At 65.1% G+C, this 16,254-nt stretch carries 19 protein-coding genes; 12 read left to right on the top strand and 7 right to left on the bottom strand.

Features of this window, described 5'->3' with window-relative positions; translation table 11 throughout:
* Window positions 1-62 precede the first annotated feature (62 nt).
* Window positions 63-800, bottom strand: coding sequence for a maleylpyruvate isomerase family mycothiol-dependent enzyme (locus ACOOHB_RS03525; protein WP_420443431.1), 738 nt, complete (start codon window positions 798-800; stop codon window positions 63-65).
* 224 nt (window positions 801-1,024) lie between these two features.
* Between ACOOHB_RS03525 and ACOOHB_RS03520 the strand changes: the two genes are divergently transcribed.
* Both ACOOHB_RS03520 and ACOOHB_RS03515 read left to right on the top strand, forming a co-directional pair.
* Complete coding sequence (locus ACOOHB_RS03520) at window positions 1,025-1,441, top strand: ester cyclase (RefSeq protein ID WP_420443430.1); 417 nt, start codon at window positions 1,025-1,027, stop codon at window positions 1,439-1,441.
* Between the two features lie 70 nt (window positions 1,442-1,511).
* A complete protein-coding gene (locus ACOOHB_RS03515; protein WP_420444650.1) occupies window positions 1,512-3,521 on the top strand; it encodes a molybdopterin-containing oxidoreductase family protein in 2,010 nt (669 codons plus the stop codon).
* Here ACOOHB_RS03515 and ACOOHB_RS03510 read toward each other — a convergent pair.
* The 4 genes from ACOOHB_RS03510 to ACOOHB_RS03495 form a co-directional block, all read right to left on the bottom strand.
* The gene (locus tag ACOOHB_RS03510; RefSeq protein ID WP_419922951.1) at window positions 3,510-3,746 is read right to left on the bottom strand and encodes a hypothetical protein; all 237 of its coding nucleotides are present in this window, start codon (window positions 3,744-3,746) and stop codon (window positions 3,510-3,512) included. The two genes, ACOOHB_RS03515 and ACOOHB_RS03510, sit on opposite strands and share 12 nt — an antisense overlap.
* The gene (locus tag ACOOHB_RS03505; RefSeq protein ID WP_419922950.1) at window positions 3,743-3,964 is read right to left on the bottom strand and encodes a type II toxin-antitoxin system HicA family toxin; all 222 of its coding nucleotides are present in this window, start codon (window positions 3,962-3,964) and stop codon (window positions 3,743-3,745) included. Before ACOOHB_RS03505 ends, ACOOHB_RS03510 begins: the two co-directional genes overlap by 4 nt.
* A 66-nt stretch (window positions 3,965-4,030) precedes the next feature.
* On the bottom strand, window positions 4,031-4,348 hold the full coding sequence (locus tag ACOOHB_RS03500; protein ID WP_420443429.1) for a type II toxin-antitoxin system PemK/MazF family toxin: 318 nt from the start codon (window positions 4,346-4,348) through the stop codon (window positions 4,031-4,033).
* Complete coding sequence (locus tag ACOOHB_RS03495) at window positions 4,342-4,575, bottom strand: hypothetical protein (protein WP_420443428.1); 234 nt, start codon at window positions 4,573-4,575, stop codon at window positions 4,342-4,344. The genes ACOOHB_RS03500 and ACOOHB_RS03495 overlap by 7 nt, the downstream gene beginning before the upstream one ends.
* Before the next feature lie 98 nt (window positions 4,576-4,673).
* Here ACOOHB_RS03495 and ACOOHB_RS03490 point away from each other — a divergent pair, with 98 nt between their 5' ends.
* From ACOOHB_RS03490 to ACOOHB_RS03460, 7 genes are all read left to right on the top strand, one after another.
* Window positions 4,674-6,047, top strand: coding sequence for an LLM class flavin-dependent oxidoreductase (locus ACOOHB_RS03490; protein WP_420443427.1), 1,374 nt, complete (start codon window positions 4,674-4,676; stop codon window positions 6,045-6,047).
* Entirely contained in the window at window positions 6,044-6,709 is a 666-nt protein-coding gene (locus ACOOHB_RS03485) for a maleylpyruvate isomerase N-terminal domain-containing protein (RefSeq protein WP_420443426.1), read from the top strand. Before ACOOHB_RS03490 ends, ACOOHB_RS03485 begins: the two co-directional genes overlap by 4 nt.
* 11 nt (window positions 6,710-6,720) lie before the next feature.
* On the top strand, window positions 6,721-7,314 hold the full coding sequence (locus tag ACOOHB_RS03480) for a hypothetical protein (protein WP_420443425.1): 594 nt from the start codon (window positions 6,721-6,723) through the stop codon (window positions 7,312-7,314).
* 159 nt (window positions 7,315-7,473) lie between these two features.
* Entirely contained in the window at window positions 7,474-7,965 is a 492-nt protein-coding gene (locus ACOOHB_RS03475) for a sulfatase-like hydrolase/transferase (protein ID WP_420444649.1), read from the top strand.
* 9 nt (window positions 7,966-7,974) lie between these two features.
* Window positions 7,975-8,748: a TIGR03084 family metal-binding protein gene (locus ACOOHB_RS03470; protein WP_420443424.1), complete on the top strand. Its 774-nt coding sequence runs from the start codon at window positions 7,975-7,977 to the stop codon at window positions 8,746-8,748.
* An 8-nt stretch (window positions 8,749-8,756) separates the two neighbouring features.
* Window positions 8,757-9,119, top strand: coding sequence for a hypothetical protein (locus tag ACOOHB_RS03465; protein ID WP_420443423.1), 363 nt, complete (start codon window positions 8,757-8,759; stop codon window positions 9,117-9,119).
* Window positions 9,120-9,137: 18 nt separating this feature from the next.
* Entirely contained in the window at window positions 9,138-9,923 is a 786-nt protein-coding gene (locus ACOOHB_RS03460) for a hypothetical protein (RefSeq protein WP_420443422.1), read from the top strand.
* An 85-nt stretch (window positions 9,924-10,008) separates the two neighbouring features.
* Here the strand turns inward: ACOOHB_RS03460 and ACOOHB_RS03455 are convergent, their stop codons facing one another.
* Window positions 10,009-11,172: an enolase C-terminal domain-like protein gene (locus tag ACOOHB_RS03455; protein WP_420443421.1), complete on the bottom strand. Its 1,164-nt coding sequence runs from the start codon at window positions 11,170-11,172 to the stop codon at window positions 10,009-10,011.
* Window positions 11,169-11,960: a uridine phosphorylase gene (udp, locus tag ACOOHB_RS03450; RefSeq protein ID WP_420443420.1), complete on the bottom strand. Its 792-nt coding sequence runs from the start codon at window positions 11,958-11,960 to the stop codon at window positions 11,169-11,171. The genes ACOOHB_RS03455 and udp overlap by 4 nt, the downstream gene beginning before the upstream one ends.
* Before the next feature lie 57 nt (window positions 11,961-12,017).
* On the opposite strand from udp, the gene ACOOHB_RS03445 reads away from it, so the two are divergent.
* From ACOOHB_RS03445 to ACOOHB_RS03435, 3 genes are all read left to right on the top strand, one after another.
* Window positions 12,018-13,631, top strand: coding sequence for a flavin-containing monooxygenase (locus tag ACOOHB_RS03445; protein ID WP_420443419.1), 1,614 nt, complete (start codon window positions 12,018-12,020; stop codon window positions 13,629-13,631).
* Between the two features lie 62 nt (window positions 13,632-13,693).
* Window positions 13,694-14,926, top strand: coding sequence for a cytochrome P450 (locus tag ACOOHB_RS03440; protein WP_420443418.1), 1,233 nt, complete (start codon window positions 13,694-13,696; stop codon window positions 14,924-14,926).
* Between the two features lie 61 nt (window positions 14,927-14,987).
* A complete protein-coding gene (locus tag ACOOHB_RS03435; RefSeq protein ID WP_420443417.1) occupies window positions 14,988-16,217 on the top strand; it encodes a cytochrome P450 in 1,230 nt (409 codons plus the stop codon).
* Window positions 16,218-16,254: the final 37 nt, after the last annotated feature.

Here is a 16,254-nt window from a genome sequence, read left to right as displayed (position 1 = left end):
CAAGCGGTGACCGAGTGCGCGCCGCTTCCCGTGAGGCCGCCAACGCAAGCGTGGCGCCGCCGCTAGTCCCAGGTCCCGAACTGGAAGGCCTCGCTGGGCAAGGCCCGCCACTGCTGCCATACCTCCGAGTCGCCGTCGCAAACCTCGACCCCGTGGTGCGGTCGGCCCCACAAGCCCAGCAGAACCTGGATCGGCGGGCCTTCGATGACTGCGGCCGCCGTCGACCCGGACTCAGACAACGACTCGATGGTCACGCTGCCGACTTCGTCGCCGTCATCGACCAGGCGAGCAGTGAGCCGGCCCGGGTCCCGATCGAGAACGCGGCGCATCGCGGGCAAGAAGAACTGGCACGTGTACTCGGCGGCGTCGAGAGCCTGCGCCGACGTCATGGAGTGCTCGTGACCCAGAGCCAACTCGACATCGAGGCGGTGCATGCCCAGCTCGGATGCCGCATGCCAGGCCCACAGCCGTGCGGTGCCTTCTCCTCCGGTCATTGAGAAATAGCAGCGTTGATCGGGATCGTCCACGAGTCGATCGATCGCAGAGTGGGCCCACGCTGCGAGATCCGTCATCGGCGAGCCGGCCAGTTTGCGGCCGCTTCGCTCATACCCACGTTCACGGGACTGGGGATCATCCGGTGCCGAGCTGATCATCTCTGCCCACGCGATCCCCACGCGACCGATATGTGCCGCTGCGTTGTGCACCGTCCAGCCAGGACAGTTCGGAACCGGCTCCGCCTGCTCTTGGTCGGTACGGCCACAGATGTAGTCAATGGCCGACCGCGCGGTCGCGATTCTCACGGAGTGTTCCAGCATCGGCTCCCTTTCGCCGCTACCAACTGTCGAGCCAACAGTACGAACTCAGATCTTCGCTGTGCCGATCTCGGACGACAAACTCGCAGGCGTCCGCCGTCGGTTCCACCGCCGTTAGTGTCGGCACGTACTTCGCCGGTGCGACTCCCCCAGCGCTGTGTGAACAGCCACGGCGTCCATCAGGTGAATTCCTCCACGAAGGGAGCCATTCCATGGGACAGATCAACGACACAGCCGCCGCGTTCTTCGACGCATGCGAGACCGGCGCAGGATGGGACGGTTGCGCCCAGTACTGCACCGACGATGCGACGTTCTCCGCACAGTCCGAAGCGATCGGCGACCTCACCGACCTCCGCTCCTACACCGAGTGGATGAAAGGCATCCTGACGATCCTCGAAGACGGCTCGTACGACCTGAAGTCGTGGGCCGTCGACGAGGAGCGCAGCAGCGTGCTGGCCTACGCCGTATTCAACGGCACCCACACCGGCGACGGCGGTCCGGTTCCGCCGACGGGGAAGGCAGCCAGCTCGGACTACGTGTACGACATGCGGTTCGAGGGCGGCAAGATCGCTCACATAACCAAGATCTGGCACTCAGGCGTCGCCCTGCAGCAGCTCGGCTGGGCCTGAACTCCGACGCCAGTCCTACCACCAGATCCGCCGGGGTCGAGGAGTGCCAGGAGACCAGATCGTGACGCCAATGCGGACGAACTGCCCACGTGACTGCTACGACAACTGCGGGATCGTGGTGCGCTCCGGCAAGGACGGTCGGGTCATCGTCCAAGGCGATCCCGAGCATCCAGTCAGCCGAGGAACGCTGTGCACGAAGTGTGCAACGGCCTACAACGGCGTGTGGCAGGACCCCGAGGCCCGCCTCGCCACCCCGCTGCGCCGGGTCGGCCCGAAGGGCGAAGGCGCATTCGCACCCATCAGCTGGGAAGACGCTCTGGCCGAGACCGCGGAACGCACGCAGCAGGTCGTCGACGAGCGCGGCCCCGCGGCCGTGCTCCACACCCACTACTCGGGAACGATGTCGATGCTGGCGTTCATGTTCCCGCTGCGGTTCTTTCACCGCTTGGGCGCGACCGAAGTAGAGCCGGATTCGATCTGCAATCTGGCCGGACATATCGCGTGGTCGTACATGTTCGGCACGTCCGTCGCTGGATTCGACCCGCGTACCGCGGTCGATTCATCGTGCATTCTCGTGTGGGGTGCCAACCCCTCTCACAGCGCCCCGCACATGGACAAGAACTGGCTGGGAGACTTCGACGGGTCCGTCATCGTCGTGGATCCGATACGCACGGCGACCGCGGCCCGGGCCGATCTTCATCTCCAGCCGTACCCCGGCACCGACGCTGCACTGGCGTTTTCCATAGCGCACGAACTCGGCGCCATGGCGGCCTTCGACACCGAGTTCATCGCTGACCATGTCCAAGGCGTCACCGAAGTGCTTCCCGCCATCGAGACGTGCACGCCGGAATGGGGTGAGGAACAAACGGGTGTCCCGGCTGGTGACATCAGGCAGGCTGCCCGGCTCTATTCAGCCGGGCCGGCGCTTCTGTGGGCCGGTCAAGGACTCCAACGTCAGCCCACGGGCGCAAATGTCATGCGCGCCGTCGGCTTGCTGCCGGCGCTGACTGGCAACATCGGCAAGCCCGGCGCAGGGATCAGCTACCTCAATGTTGCGGCGGCCATGCTCGGCGCGGACTTCGACGAGCTGTCCGGCACGTCACTGGCCCAAAACGGCGCTCCCAAGGTCAACCACATCGGCCTTGCAGCCAAGCTCGAGAACCCCGAACGATTCGGAGCGTTGTTCAGCTGGAACACGAACCCGGTCGCCTCGGCTGCCGAGCAGGACAGGCTCCGTGCGGCACTGTGCCGACAGGACCTGTTCACCGTCGTCGTGGACTGCTTCCCAACTGACACGGTCGACTACGCCGACATCGTGCTGCCCGCCGCAAGCTTCCTGGAATTCGACGACCTCACGTTCAGCTACATGTCACCGATCGTGGGAGCGCAGCAAAGGGTCCGAGAGCCGATCGGCGAGGCGCTGCCGAACCAAGAGATCTTCCGCCGGCTCGCTGGGGCGATGGGCCTCGACGAGCCAGAGCTCCACGTGACCGACGATATGTTGATCCAGCGGCTCCTCGACCAGCTCGACCTCGGTCTTTCCTTCGCGGAGCTGGCAGAGCGAGGCCACGTGTATCTGGCCCGTGAGCCAGTCGACTTCTTCGCCGACCGACGCTTCCGCACCCCGTCGGGCCGAATCGAAATCGCATCCGACGCTGCAACGGCAGCCGGCTTGCGACGGGCTCCGGTTCCGACTGCGGACGCCCGTGAAGCCGACGGGATCTTCCGGCTGCTGTCGCCTGCCTCACAGTGGCGGCTCAACGACTCCCACGCCAACGACCGCACCATCGCCCGGCGAGCAGGTCCTGCAACCGTCACGATCCACCCCGCGGACGCGGCCGATCTCGGCATCGCCCACGGCGACCAGGTCCGAATGCGCAACAGCGCAGGCCAACTCAAGGTCGAGGCAAACGTGGAGAACGTCACACCTCGTGGCGTCCTCGTCAGCTACAAGGGACGTTGGCCCAAGCTCGAACCCAGCGGGGCCAACGTCAATGTCCTCCACGAAGCCATTTCTTCCGACATCGAGGGCTGCAGCGCAGTGCACGCCACGCGGGTCACGCTCGAACTAGCGCATTGACGCCGTCGGACCGCGCTCGGATGCCTGCCTGACGTCGATATCGATCTCGATGCCGTCGGGCTCGATGTCGAGCAGCTCGGCGATCACCGTTCGCGCAGCACGCTCAACATCGCTCCTGCGGCGCGCCTGGCTGACGCCCAGCATGTTGGGAGGCAGACCATAGGTGATCTCGATCTCCCACCAATCCCCGTTTCGTTCTGCAACGGCTCTATAGGGTGCGTTCACGAGTTCTCTCCCTGCGCCACTCGCTCAAGGTGCGCCTCCAGCTTGCCGAGAATCGTCCGTGCGGTTCCATCTGCAATCACTCGGTGCCTCGGGATCGGGAACCGAAAGCCGGCACACTCCCAGATCTCATGCTTGCCCTGGCGCAGGATGACGGCTGTGCAGCCATGGGCATCGGCGAGCCGCCGGATTCGACGCACCAACTCCGTTCGTCTTGGCACCGTAGTTGTATACGACACCCCAGACAAGCAACGCAAAGGGATTCGTCAGCAGAACGCCGTGAATCCTCAGAGGCTGAGAACAGCCCGGAGGCCTTCGTCGATGGCGTCCATGAGCGCCCCGGGCAGTTGCCCTGCCGCCTCGGCCAGCCACGAGCGGTCGACAAGCTCCAACCCGAGCGGCACCGCGACAGAGTCCGTCGGCAAGCCCGTCACGGCTGTGTTCAGCAGCACGTTGCCGGCGAGTCCCGCTCGGTCGAGATTCGACGTCAGGGGTACGACATGGGTCTGCCAAACCTCGGCTCGCAGAACGTCATCCGACGACACCACGACACATGGCCGACGCTTGTCCAGATCGACCCAGTACACCGCACCTCGCGCTACCACGGCGCAGATCGCTCCATCCGCTGTCCGGCAGCGAGCGCATCTGCCCTGCTCAGCTTCCGCTCGGTAGTGACCAACGCTGCGTCTGCGGTGAGCTGTTGAGCGAAGGACATGGTCGACTGAGCCGCATGGCGGCGGAGCTGTTCGGTCACCCACCTCGAGAACGGGACGTGCAGGCTGTCGATGATCGGCACAACGTCATCGGGGACGCTGATCGTCTTGTTGGGCACATACGTATTATACATACGTACTCGCGCACGCGGAACAACTCGGCGGCGCTGCCGTATGCCACGAAGCAATCCTCGTTTCTGTTGAATGAGGGGCCACTATGCAACGGGACATGCATCTGAGCGCGTTCATCCAGGCGTCGCCGAACCATCAGATCAAGGGGATGTGGAAGCACCCTGCGGACGAGACGTCGTGGGGCTACCGGACCTTGAGCTGGTGGCAGGACCTCGTGCGCACCTTGGAGCGGGGCTGCTTCGACGGGATCTTCTTCGCAGACGTGTTGGGCACCTACGACGTCTACGGGGCGAGTCGCGGCGCTGCCTTGCGTGGCGCGGTCCAGATTCCCGGCATCGACCCCACCCTGCTGATCCCCGCGTTGTCGGCGTGCACCGAGCACCTCGGTTTCGCAGTGACTATGTCGACCAGCCACCACGCTCCGTACCACACGGCTCGGCTGTTCTCGACTCTCGACCACCTCACCGCAGGCCGTGTCGGCTGGAACATCGTGACCTCGTACCTGTCCGATGCCGAACGCCAGGGACTCGGCGAGATCCTGCCCCACGACGCCCGTTACGACCGGGCCGACGAATACGTCGATGTCTGCCTGAAGCTGTGGGAACGCAGTTGGGAAGACGGCGCGATCGTCCTCGATGCCGAGGCCGACACGTTCACCGACCCGGCCAGAGTGCACGAGATCAACCATTCCGGCGAATGGTTCACGGTCGAGGGCCCCCATATGGTCGAGCCCTCCCCTCAGCGCACACCGGTGCTGTACCAGGCCGGTAATTCGGCGCGCGGTGTCGAGTTCGCGGCCAACACGGGAGAGGTCGTCTTCATGTCTGTGCCAGGCAACGACCGGGGTGCCGCTGTTGTGGCATCGCTGCGCGAACATGCCGCGGCAGCCGGCCGCGATCCCGAACAGATCAGGGCACTGCAAGTGGCGCGGGTCGTGGTCGCCGAGACTGATGCGCAAGCCCGGGCGATGCGCGACGAGTGGTCACGGTTGTTCTCCGTCGACGGCTACCTCGCTCTCTACGGTGGCTGGACGGGCATCGACTTGGGCGGCCACCCGCCGGACACGCCGATCGACGACATCGAGGCGAACGCGATCCGCACCCAGGTCGAGCGCTGGAAGCTGGAAGATCCCGACAAGACCTGGACCGTCCGCGATGTCGCACGCCGGCTGTCTGACACCGCCGGCGGGCTGGGGTTTGTGGGTTCGCCGGCCACCGTTGCCGATCAGATGGAGGCGTTCATCGAGACCACGGGCGTCGACGGGTTCAACGTGACGACGGCTCCTGTCCCGTGGGGGTTCACCCAAGTGGTCGACTTGCTGGTGCCCGAGCTCCAGCGGCGTGGTCGGTTCCGCACCAGCTACGAGGGCAATACCTTCCGGGAGAACTTCTTCGGCGCCGGCCAGCGGCACCTGCACCCCACCTACCCCCGCCTGAAACGAAACGAGATACACCCATGACGTCTGCCACCGACCCGTCGATCGACTCAGCCCGCGTCCGGGCCCTTGTCGTCGAAGCCGTCACCAAGTCAGCCGAACTCATCGACACCCCGGCCACAGCCGAGCAGTGGGACCAGCCCTCGGCCCTCGAAGGCATGACTGTCGGAGCACTCTGCGCCCACCTGGTACGCGCCGCCGGCGCCACCATCGCCTACCTCGACCGCACCTCGCCCGACCGACGCCCCGACGGCGACCTCCTCACAGCGGCCACCTACTTTCACGCTGCGGTCGACTCCCCCGTCCACGAACAGATCAAGGATGTCTCCGCAACCGAATCGGCCATCGGTCACCAAGCCACCGCGGACAAGTGCCGCCAACTGGCCGACGACCTGGAAACACGACTGGCCGACGAACCCACCGACCGCCTCGTCGCCGCACTGGGAGGCCGACTCCTCACGCTCGACGACTTCTGCCGCACCAGGCTGATCGAAGTGCTCCTCCATCTCGACGACCTCGCCGTCAGCACCGGCCAGACCCGCCCGACCACCGACCCGCTCGGCGCAGCCATCGTCATCGAAATCTGCATCGACATCGCCCGAAACCGCATCGGCGACTGGAACGTCCTCTACGCCCTGACCCGAGCAGAACGCTCAAGCGACACCGCGGTCTTCCCCGTCTTCTGATCGCAGACCCAATGAGCCTGATCAACGTAGCCAGGTTCAGCGCCGATGAGCTGTACGAGATCGTCGCGACCTACGCGGGCTTCGGCAACCATCACACCGGAACCCCGGTCGATGCCCAGACCACTGCGTGGCTGAAGGACGTGCTCTTGAGCCTCGGTGCCTCGGTGCATGAAGACTGGTTCGAGTTCGACCGCTTCGTCTGCACCGCCGAGTTGCGGGTCGGGGACCAAGTCGTGCCCGCGCTGCCCGTCTTCTACAGCGCGCACGGCGACTGGCGGACCAAGGACCTCTCGGTCGTCGAGGCCAATGTCGCCGTCGGCGAGCGCGGCACCGGTCTCGCGGTCGCGTTGGCGATGGCCGCCGAACTCGCCGCCGATCACCACGTCACGCTCTCTGCATGCAGCGGCCACGAGTTCGATCACATCGGCCTCAAGCACTATCTCGCCGGCCGAGAAGTGGTCGGCTGGCCAGTCGTCCATCTGGGCGGGTCATCGCTGTTCCACACCACTGCCGACACTGCCGCCGCGACGACGCCGCAGGCCATGGCCCTGGCCGCCGACGTCGCGATCGATGCGGCCAGGCTTTTCCTAGACAGTCACCGATGAGCGGTGCAGGCAACCCCTGCCCACGCTGAGCGATCGCCTGATCGACGAGGTCCTCGGACACGTGGTGATCGTGCTCGACGACACAGGGTTCGCGCAGCTCGGGTGCTTCGGCTCCGACATCGACACACCGAACATTGATCGACGGGCTTCGCCCGCGGCCTGCGCTACACGAACTTCCACACGACAGCGCTGTGCTCGCCCACCCGGGCATGCCTGTTGACCGGGCGCAACCACCACTCGGTGGGCATGCGGTTCGTCTCGAACATTGACAGCGGATTCTCGAACAGTCGCGGCGTGATCTCGCCGAGTGCGGCGACGATGGCCGAGATGTTCCGCGATCACGGGTACGGCACCTTCGCGCTCGGCAAGTGGCATTTTGCGACGCTCGAAGACTGCTCGCCCGAGGGGACGATCCTCGCGCCGCGCAACCCCGGCGTCGAGCCATGGGACAAACTGCACGATGCCAACAAGGCCGTCTACCTGCGCATGCAGGAGGCCTTCGCCGGCTTCCTCGATCACACCGCCGACCAGGTCGGCCGGCTCATCGACTTCCTCGAGATGATCGACTTGCTCGACGACACGATCGTGATGTCGGTGTCTGACAACAGTGCCAACCAGGAGACGGGGACTTCGCTGGGAACGCCGCTCTAGCATTCGATCGTGGATCAGATTTGCGACGATCTCGAAGCTGAAACCGAGGCTCTGACCGCCGTCGTCGGCTACTTGAACGAAGAACAATGGCGCTCACCTACTGTTGCCGCGGGCTGGGACAGCCACGAGACAGTCCTGCATCTCGGCGCCGGTGATTGGCTCGCGCATCTCACGCTGACCGATCCGACGTCATTTGCCATCGCTCATGGCCAACTGTCGAGCGGTGAGGCATCGGTCAACGCGTCGGTCGGCCCAGAAGTGCGGTCTCTTTCCGGAGCTGATCTGTGGCGGTGGTTCCTCGATATGCGTACCGCCATGATCAACGCACTGCGCAGGCGGGATGCTCGGGATCGCATTGCCTGGGTCGGCCCTGAGATCGGAGCGCGGTCGATGGCGACAGGTCGACTGGTGGAGACGTGGACGCATTCCCACGATCTGGCGGACACTTTCGGCGTCGAGTATCCCCAGACTGACCGGTTGCGCAACATTGCACACCTTGGCGTCATCACCCGCGACTTCAGCTACGTCAATCGAGGATTGACTCCGCCGGTCGATCCAGTTCGAGTTGAGCTCACCGGCCCAAGGGGAGACATCTGGGCCTGGGGACCCGAAGATGCTGCAGACCGAGTAACTGCCACCGCCTATGAATTCTGCCTGGTCCTGACACGGCGTCGACCGCTGTCCGACTCTGCAGTCCACGCGCGGGGCCGCCTCGCCATCGAATGGATGGAGATCGCCCAACCCTGGTTCGAACCGCCACGGATCAGCGATATGGCCTACTGAGCATGAACGTGAGCGAAGAAACCCCCAGTGAGCTTCAGGCCGCTTCGGAGGCCGCTCTTGAGTGGATCAACGCAACGCAAGAGTCGCACTACGAGATCACCGGAGTCATCGACGCCGAAGACACCGTGGCACGAGCACGAGAAGGATCCTTCGAACTGGGCTTGGTGCTGTGCGACGGCGACGTCTGTGCGCGTGAGCAGGTGGTGGTCGAACGATCCGCCGAGGGCTTTCGAGTGTCGGCCGCCGACGTTGACGATCCGCTGATCCCGCCGCTGCTCGACCCGCCGATCGGGGTACGCACCGGGTGGCTCAACGCCCAACTCGACAAGCACAAGTTTGTCGTCCTGGTGTTCTACCGCGGCTTGTGGTGACCTCCGTGCCGCCGCGAGTTGCGCGGCTTTGGAAAGTCGGGAGTCGTCGAGGAGATCCGGGCTGCGGGCGGCGAGATCTTCGCCGTCTCCAGTGAACCCCAGAGTCTCGCGAGCGAAGCACAGGACACATGGAAACTGGAATATCAAGCCGTAGGCGACCCGCACCACGAGATCCTCGGAGACTGCCGCGAGACTGACCGGTTCGACCTCTACATCGGCGACACAGCAGTATTGGAGCGACACTGGTCCTCGCACCCGAACGGCATCTTCCAGGCCGGGATTCTGGCCCTCACCGAGGACCAACGAGTGCTGTACCGGTGGCACTGTCGCCCAACTCATCAGAACCGTGGTGGCGCCTCCGGTCGAGTCACTGCGTCGCACGTGTGGTCTCGCATCCGAGACGGACTAGCCAGCGACACCGACGCCGCATGGGATACCGATCCCTCACTCGACGCCCCAGAGGCCTTCTGGCCGTACTTCGTCGCTCAGCTGTTTGCCCATGGATGGTTCATCAAACCGAAGCGGTTCCCACTCGGCCGATCCGACGACGAGCCGTCTGCGCGCGTGTCCGCGATGAAACCACGACTCATTGGATTCGCCGCGGCGTGGGCCATCTGCTTCGTGCTCCTGCCAGCTCGCCGAGTCCTCCTCGCTCTGACCGGCTACGCCGTGGCTATCACACCGGCCGTCCGCCGAGTGAATCGCGAGTTCCAGCACATTCCCGCCGGCAGCACGCCCGAGCCAGGCGGGCGAAGCCTCGGCACCGAGCCCCCGAAGCCCCACCCTCGACAGCCGAGTCGCTAAGACGATCTCGAACCGACTGACCGAGTTGGAGGCAGAAGCTTGAGATCGCGCCGCCTTGCACCAAGTGGCGGAAGGGCGAGTCGAGTTACTCGAAGGTGCGCCTGGCCGTTTCCCAAGCGTTGATCTTGTCCCAGTCGTACTCCACTCCCAGCCCCGGGCCGGTGGGTACAGCGACGTATCCATCAGCATCCACATCGTCGAGGCCATCGCCATAACCGTCTGCGTAGATCGGCGGTTGCAGGCAGTTTTGCGATGTGTCGGGATTGACCAAGCCGAGTTCGTAGAAAAGCGTGTTGGGTATGGCAGACATGCAGTGTCGGTGCATCGGGCCGGCCGTGTGGAGCTGTACCTCCATGCCGATGGCGTCGCAGAAGTGGGCCAGCCTCATCGTGCCGGTGATGCCGCCGTCCAACTCGGGATCGATGTGCATGATGTCGGTGCCACGAGCGAGCACGAAGTCGGCCTTTTGCTCGAATCCTCGGATGTGCTCGGCAATGAGCATCGGTGTGCGGACGAAGTCTCGCAGACGCTTGTGAGCGGCGGCGCTCGAAGAGGCATCGCGGTACGGGTCTTCGTACCAGAGGAATCCCAAGTCATCGCAAGCCCGACCGACTTCTACGGCATCCATGAATGACCCCAAGGACGACGCGGGGTCTGTCATCAACTTCATCGTGGACCCGACGCGATCGCGAACCGCTGTCATGATGCCGATCTCGTTGTCCACGTCGCCGTCGAAGAAGCCGTGAATCTTGAACGCCGGGAAACCGCGTTGCTGGCATTCCTCCGCGAAGTCTGCGTACTTCTCGATGCTGTCTAGGCCGCCGGACGTCTTTTGGCCCGGTGTCGTGCTCGCATACGTCGGCAGCCGTTCCCGGTACCCGCCCAACAACTGGCTGATGGAGGCGGCGTACTTCTTGCCCGCGAGGTCCCACAGGGCTGTGTCCAATGCTGCGATACCGACCTTGTCGTAGTGCCGGAACTGCAGTTTGAGGAGCTCGAATATCCGTTCGCGCTGCTCTGGGTCCCTACCGATCAGGAGTGGCGCCATATCGCTGACCTGCGCCATTGCGTGTTCGGTTGCGCCGAAGTGGGGTGCGTAGCTTCCCGTGTGACCGTCGTCGGTCTCGATCGACACCATGAACTTCGAGACGCTCAGCTCTGCCCCAGGCGAGTAGGTCACGATCGACGGACCGACGTCGGGGAGCTGATACGTGTAGGCCTGAACGACGATGCGGCTGATCTTGCTCACGGTGCACCTCGGTGAGATTTCTGTTGAAGCAGACGCCGGGCCGCCTCGACGACCACGCCGACCGCCCGTTCCTCGGTGGCAGCGATTCGGGTCTCGTCGACGACGGCCTCGGATTCGGTGCGCTGAGCGATCACCCCGGCGACGCACCCGGCCCGCCAGCCGTTGGCCGCACACATCGTGAACAAGGTGGCCGACTCCATCTCATAGTTGAGCACGCCGATGCGACGCCACTCCGCCAGGCTGCCCCGCAGCCACGGCACGACCTCGCCGGCCACGGTGTCGTAGCGCTCCTGGCCGGGGTAGAAGGTGTCGCTCGACGCCGTGATCCCGACCTGGTGGGGAGCGTCGAGGGCGACCGCGGCATCGACCAAGGCCCGGGTGCACTCGAACGAAGAGGCGGCCGGGTACTCCAGCGGCGCGAAGTGCCGGCTCGCCCCGTCCAGGCGCACCGCTGCCTGGGTGATGACCAGGTGACCGATCAACAGATCAGGCTGGATGGATCCGGTGGTGCCGACCCGCAGGAACGTCCGCACGCCGACCTGGGCCAGCTCCTCGACCGCAACCGAGGTCGACGGCCCGCCGACGCCAGTCGAGCAGACCACCACCGGCTGGCCGTCGATCAACGCCCGATAGCTCGTGAACTCCCGGGTCGAGGCCAAGTGGGTCGGCTCGGCCATCGTCTCGGCGATCCTCGCCACCCGGGCAGGGTCGCCCGGCACGATGGCGAGCGAGGCCCCGCCCAGATCGGCGGCACTCACACCCAGGTGCATCACGCGCTCGTCACTCATCACCCGACCCTATTTCTCCGCCGCCATACTGCGAGGCGGGCGATCGAAGGGACAGCAATGAGCGATTCCCGCCAGAGCGAAGTGGCGGTGCTGGGTGCTGGGGTGTCGGGCATCTACCAGATCAAACGCCTCGTGGACCTCGGCATCGACGCCGTGGTCCTCGAAGCCGAGAACGGCCTCGGCGGCACCTGGTATCGCAACCGCTACCCGGGCTGCCGGTTCGACTCCGAGAGCTACACCTACGGCTACTCGTTCTCCAAAGAACTGCTGGACGAATGGCACTGGAAGGAACGCTTCAGCTCCCAGCCCGAAAACCTGCGCTACCTGAACTACGTGGCCGACAAGTTCGACCTGCGCCGCCACATGCGCTTCAACAAGCGAGTCGAACGCATGGCCTGGGACGAAAGCGAACACCGCTGGCACCTCTCGCTCGCCGACGGCGACACCCACACCGCTCGCTTCGTGGTCACCAGCCTCGGTCCGCTGTCGGCACCGACCCTGCCTGCCTACCCCGGCATGGACGAGTTCGAAGGCCCGTCATTTCACACGTTCTTCTGGCCCAACGAACCCGTGGAGCTCGCCGGGAAGCGCGTCGGCGTCATCGGCACCGGGGCCACCGGCATTCAGGTGATCGGCGAGATCGCAGACAAGGTCAGCGAGCTCAAGGTGTTCCAGCGCCGGCCCAACTGGAGCACGCCGCTGAACAACTCCCCCATCTCCGAAGCAGAGATGGACGCAATCCGCGATCGCTACGACGAGATCTTCGCCAACTGCGCTGCCTCGCCCCAAGGCTTCGAGCATGTGCCCCGCTGGGGATTCTGGGACATGACCGCCGACGAGCGCCGCGAGCTGTGGGATGAGCTGTACACCCGGTCTGGTTTCGCCATCCTGGCGGGCAACTTCGCTGAGATTTTCGTGGACGAGGCTGCGAACCGGGAGATGTCGGAGTACATCGCCGACCGGATCCGCCAACGGGTCCACGACCCCGCCGTGGCAGAGAAGCTCATCCCCACCGACCACGGCTTCGGACTTCAGCGGCTGCCGCTGGAGACCGACTACTTCGAGGCCTACAACCGCCCCAACGTTGAGCTGGTGGATCTGTCAGAGACACCCATCGAGCGCCTGACCGCAACCGGCATCCAAACCGCCGACCGCCACTACGACTTGGACCTGATCGTCTACGCCACCGGCTTCGACGCCATTACCGGGGCATTCGACCGGGTGGACATCCGCGGAGTCGACGGCACCTCGCTCGGCGAGAAATGGCGTGACGGACCCAGCACATACTGCGGCCTGCTGTCGCACGGTTTCCCCAACATGGCGATGGTGGCCGGACCCCAGAGCGTGTCCGGCTCCACAAACTTCCCACGGGCCATCGAGGGCGGCGTCGACTGGGTGACGGGATTGCTCGAATACCTGCGCGAGCACGGATACAGCCGGGTGGAGGCGCAGCCCGAGGCCGAGCAGGAATGGGTGGACGAGGTGATGCGGTTCCACGAACGGCTGCTGTTCCGGCGCAGCAAGGGCTGGTTCACCGGCTACAACTCCAATGTCGCCGGCCACGAGGAAGGCAACGTCCGCTACCAGGCCTACTTCGGCGGGGCCACCCGCTACACCGCCAAGGTCACCGAGCTTGCTGCGAACGGCTACCCCGGCCTCGCCATGGCCTGACGCGTCCCGGCAGGCGCGCTTGCTTCCCTCGCGCGCACAATGAGCACGAAGGGGAGCCAGCGATGTCGACGTGTCCGTTTCATCCGTTCTCGACGGAATACCTCGCCGATCCGTACCCGACGTTCGCCGCGGTGCGTGAGGAGTCCCCGGCCTTCTACAGCGACGAGCTCGACATGTGGGTGGTCACCCGCTACCGCGACGCGGCGATGGTGATGTCGGACACCGAGCTGTTCTCGGCGTTGAACTCCCAGGATCCGCTGCTGCCGTTCTGCCCCGAAGCCGGCGAGGTGCTGGCCCAGGGGTTCGGCTACACGCCGGTGATGACGAACCTGGACCCACCCGAACACGCCCGGATTCGTCGGCACAACATGACGGCGTTCTCGACCCGACGGGTCGCGGGCCTCGAGCCGGTCATTCGTGAGATCACCACGAGCCTCCTCGACGACATGCTGTCCGAGGAGCGGTTCGACTGGGTGGCCGGTGTGGCGTACCCGTTGCCGATCAACGTGATCTTCGAGCTGGTGGGCTTTCCCTCCGAGGACGCCGACATGGTCAAGGGGTGGGGCGGGGACCGGTTGACGATCATGTTCGGCCACCCTGACGAGTCCGAGCAGCTGCGCGTCGCAAAGAACATGGCATCCCTCTGGCAGTACTGCTCGGAGCACGTGCAGCGCCGCAAGGTCGACCGGGCCGACGACTTCACGTCCGCCCTGCTCGACATCCGCGACGCCGATCACGATGCGATCACCGAGACCGAGATCACCAGCGTGGTCATGGGACTCGGGATCGCCGGTCACGAGACCACCACCAATCTGCTGGCCAACGCGATGCGACTGCTGCTCGAGCATGTCGACCAATGGACCGAGATCTGTGCCGACCCGTCGCTGATCGCCAACACAGTGGAGGAAGCCCTGCGGTTCGACTCCAGCGTCAACGCGTGGCGACGACTGGCTCGTACCGACGTCGGCCTCGGTGAAGGAGTGGTGATCCCCGAGGGGGCCAAGGTGCTGGTGCTGCTCGGCTCGGGCAATCGCGACACGGCCGAGTTCGACGACCCGGACCGCTTCGACATCCACCGCGAGCGTGCACGTCGCCACCTCTCGTTCGGCAAGGGAATCCACTACTGCCTCGGCGCCCCACTGGCCCGTCTCGAGGCCCGCGTCGCGTTCGAGGAGGTCACTCGTCGAGCACCCGACCTTCGGCTCGCCGACCAACAGCTCGACTACCCGCCCATCATCTCCTTTCGCGGACCCCGGCAGCTCTGGCTCACCCGCAACCAGGAGAACGCCCCATGACCACTCCCGACCTCGACTGGCTCCATGCGGAGGTACGCGCCGCGAACCGGGGGCGGCAGCTGTGAGCACGGGTCACGACCTGGGCGAGTACCCCCAGTGGGCTGCGGACCCGACGAGCTTCAATCTGAACGACCTCGACGACCGCTTCCTCGACTACCCGTTCCCGACCTACGCGCGCCTGCGCGAGGAGTCACCCATCCACCGCAACCCCGACGGCAGCTTCTTCGTGACCTGCTACGACGAGGTGGCGGCGGTGCTGAACGGTCGGGCGATGAGCTCGGACAAGAAGGTCCCCTTGCGAGGCGTCTTCGGACCCGACGCGCCGATCTACGAGCACCACGCCAACGTGATGGTGTTTCTCGACCCGCCCGACCATCCGCGCGTGCGTGGCCTGGTTGCCCACGCCTTCCGGACGCGAACGCTGGCGACATGGCAGCCGAAGGTCGAGCGTGTGGTCGACGAGTTGCTTTCCGACGGCCTCGTCGACGGCGAGATGGACCTCATCGGCGACTTCGCCTATCTCCTCCCCCTCACTGTGGTCGGGGAGATGCTCGGCGTTCCTACCGACGACCGTGAGCGATTCAAGTTTTGGGGAGCGTCGGTGACGGCGTCGCTGGAACCAAATCCCGCCCAGGAGGTCATCGATAGGGCCAATGCCGCAGTCGAGGACTTCAAGGGCTACCTCGGCGAGCTCGCCGATCGCCGCCGCCGCGAACCTGGTGACGATCTGATGTCGATCCTCGTCAAAGCCGAAGAGAACGGCCAGACGCTCACCGAGTCGGAGCTGTTGCACAACGCCGCATTCCTGCTGAACGCCGGACACGAGACCACTTCGAACCTGATCGGGAGTGGAATGGACGCCTTGTTCCGTCACCCCGATCAACTCGAGCTGCTGCGCGAGCGCCCGGAACTGGTGGACTCGGCAGTCGAGGAGATGCTCCGCTTCGACAGCCCCAACCAGATCGGCGGGCGCCTGGCCCTCGAAGACGTCACCTTGCGGGACACGACAGTGCCGGCCAACACCTTTGTGTGGGTGTCAAACGGCGCCGCGAACCGCGACCCCGCCGCCTGGCAACAGCCGGATCGCTTCGACATCACTCGCAGTCCCAACCCTCACCTCGCGTTCGGACACGGACCGCACCTCTGCCTGGGGGCAGCACTGGCTCGCATGGAGGGCCGCGTCGCCTTTGACCGCATTGTTCGCTTCCCAGATCTCCGCCCCGCTGCCCGGCCCGTGCGCCGACCGCGCGCTCGCCACAGAGGATTCCTCTCCTACCCAGTAGCGGTGTGAACTGCCTCGCCCACGGCGTCATCGATCGCCACATCGA

This window comes from Candidatus Poriferisodalis sp., from assembly GCF_965215815.1.
Lineage (GTDB): Bacteria > Actinomycetota > Acidimicrobiia > Acidimicrobiales > Poriferisodalaceae > Poriferisodalis.
This window is presented reverse-complemented; position numbering and strand designations above follow the sequence as displayed.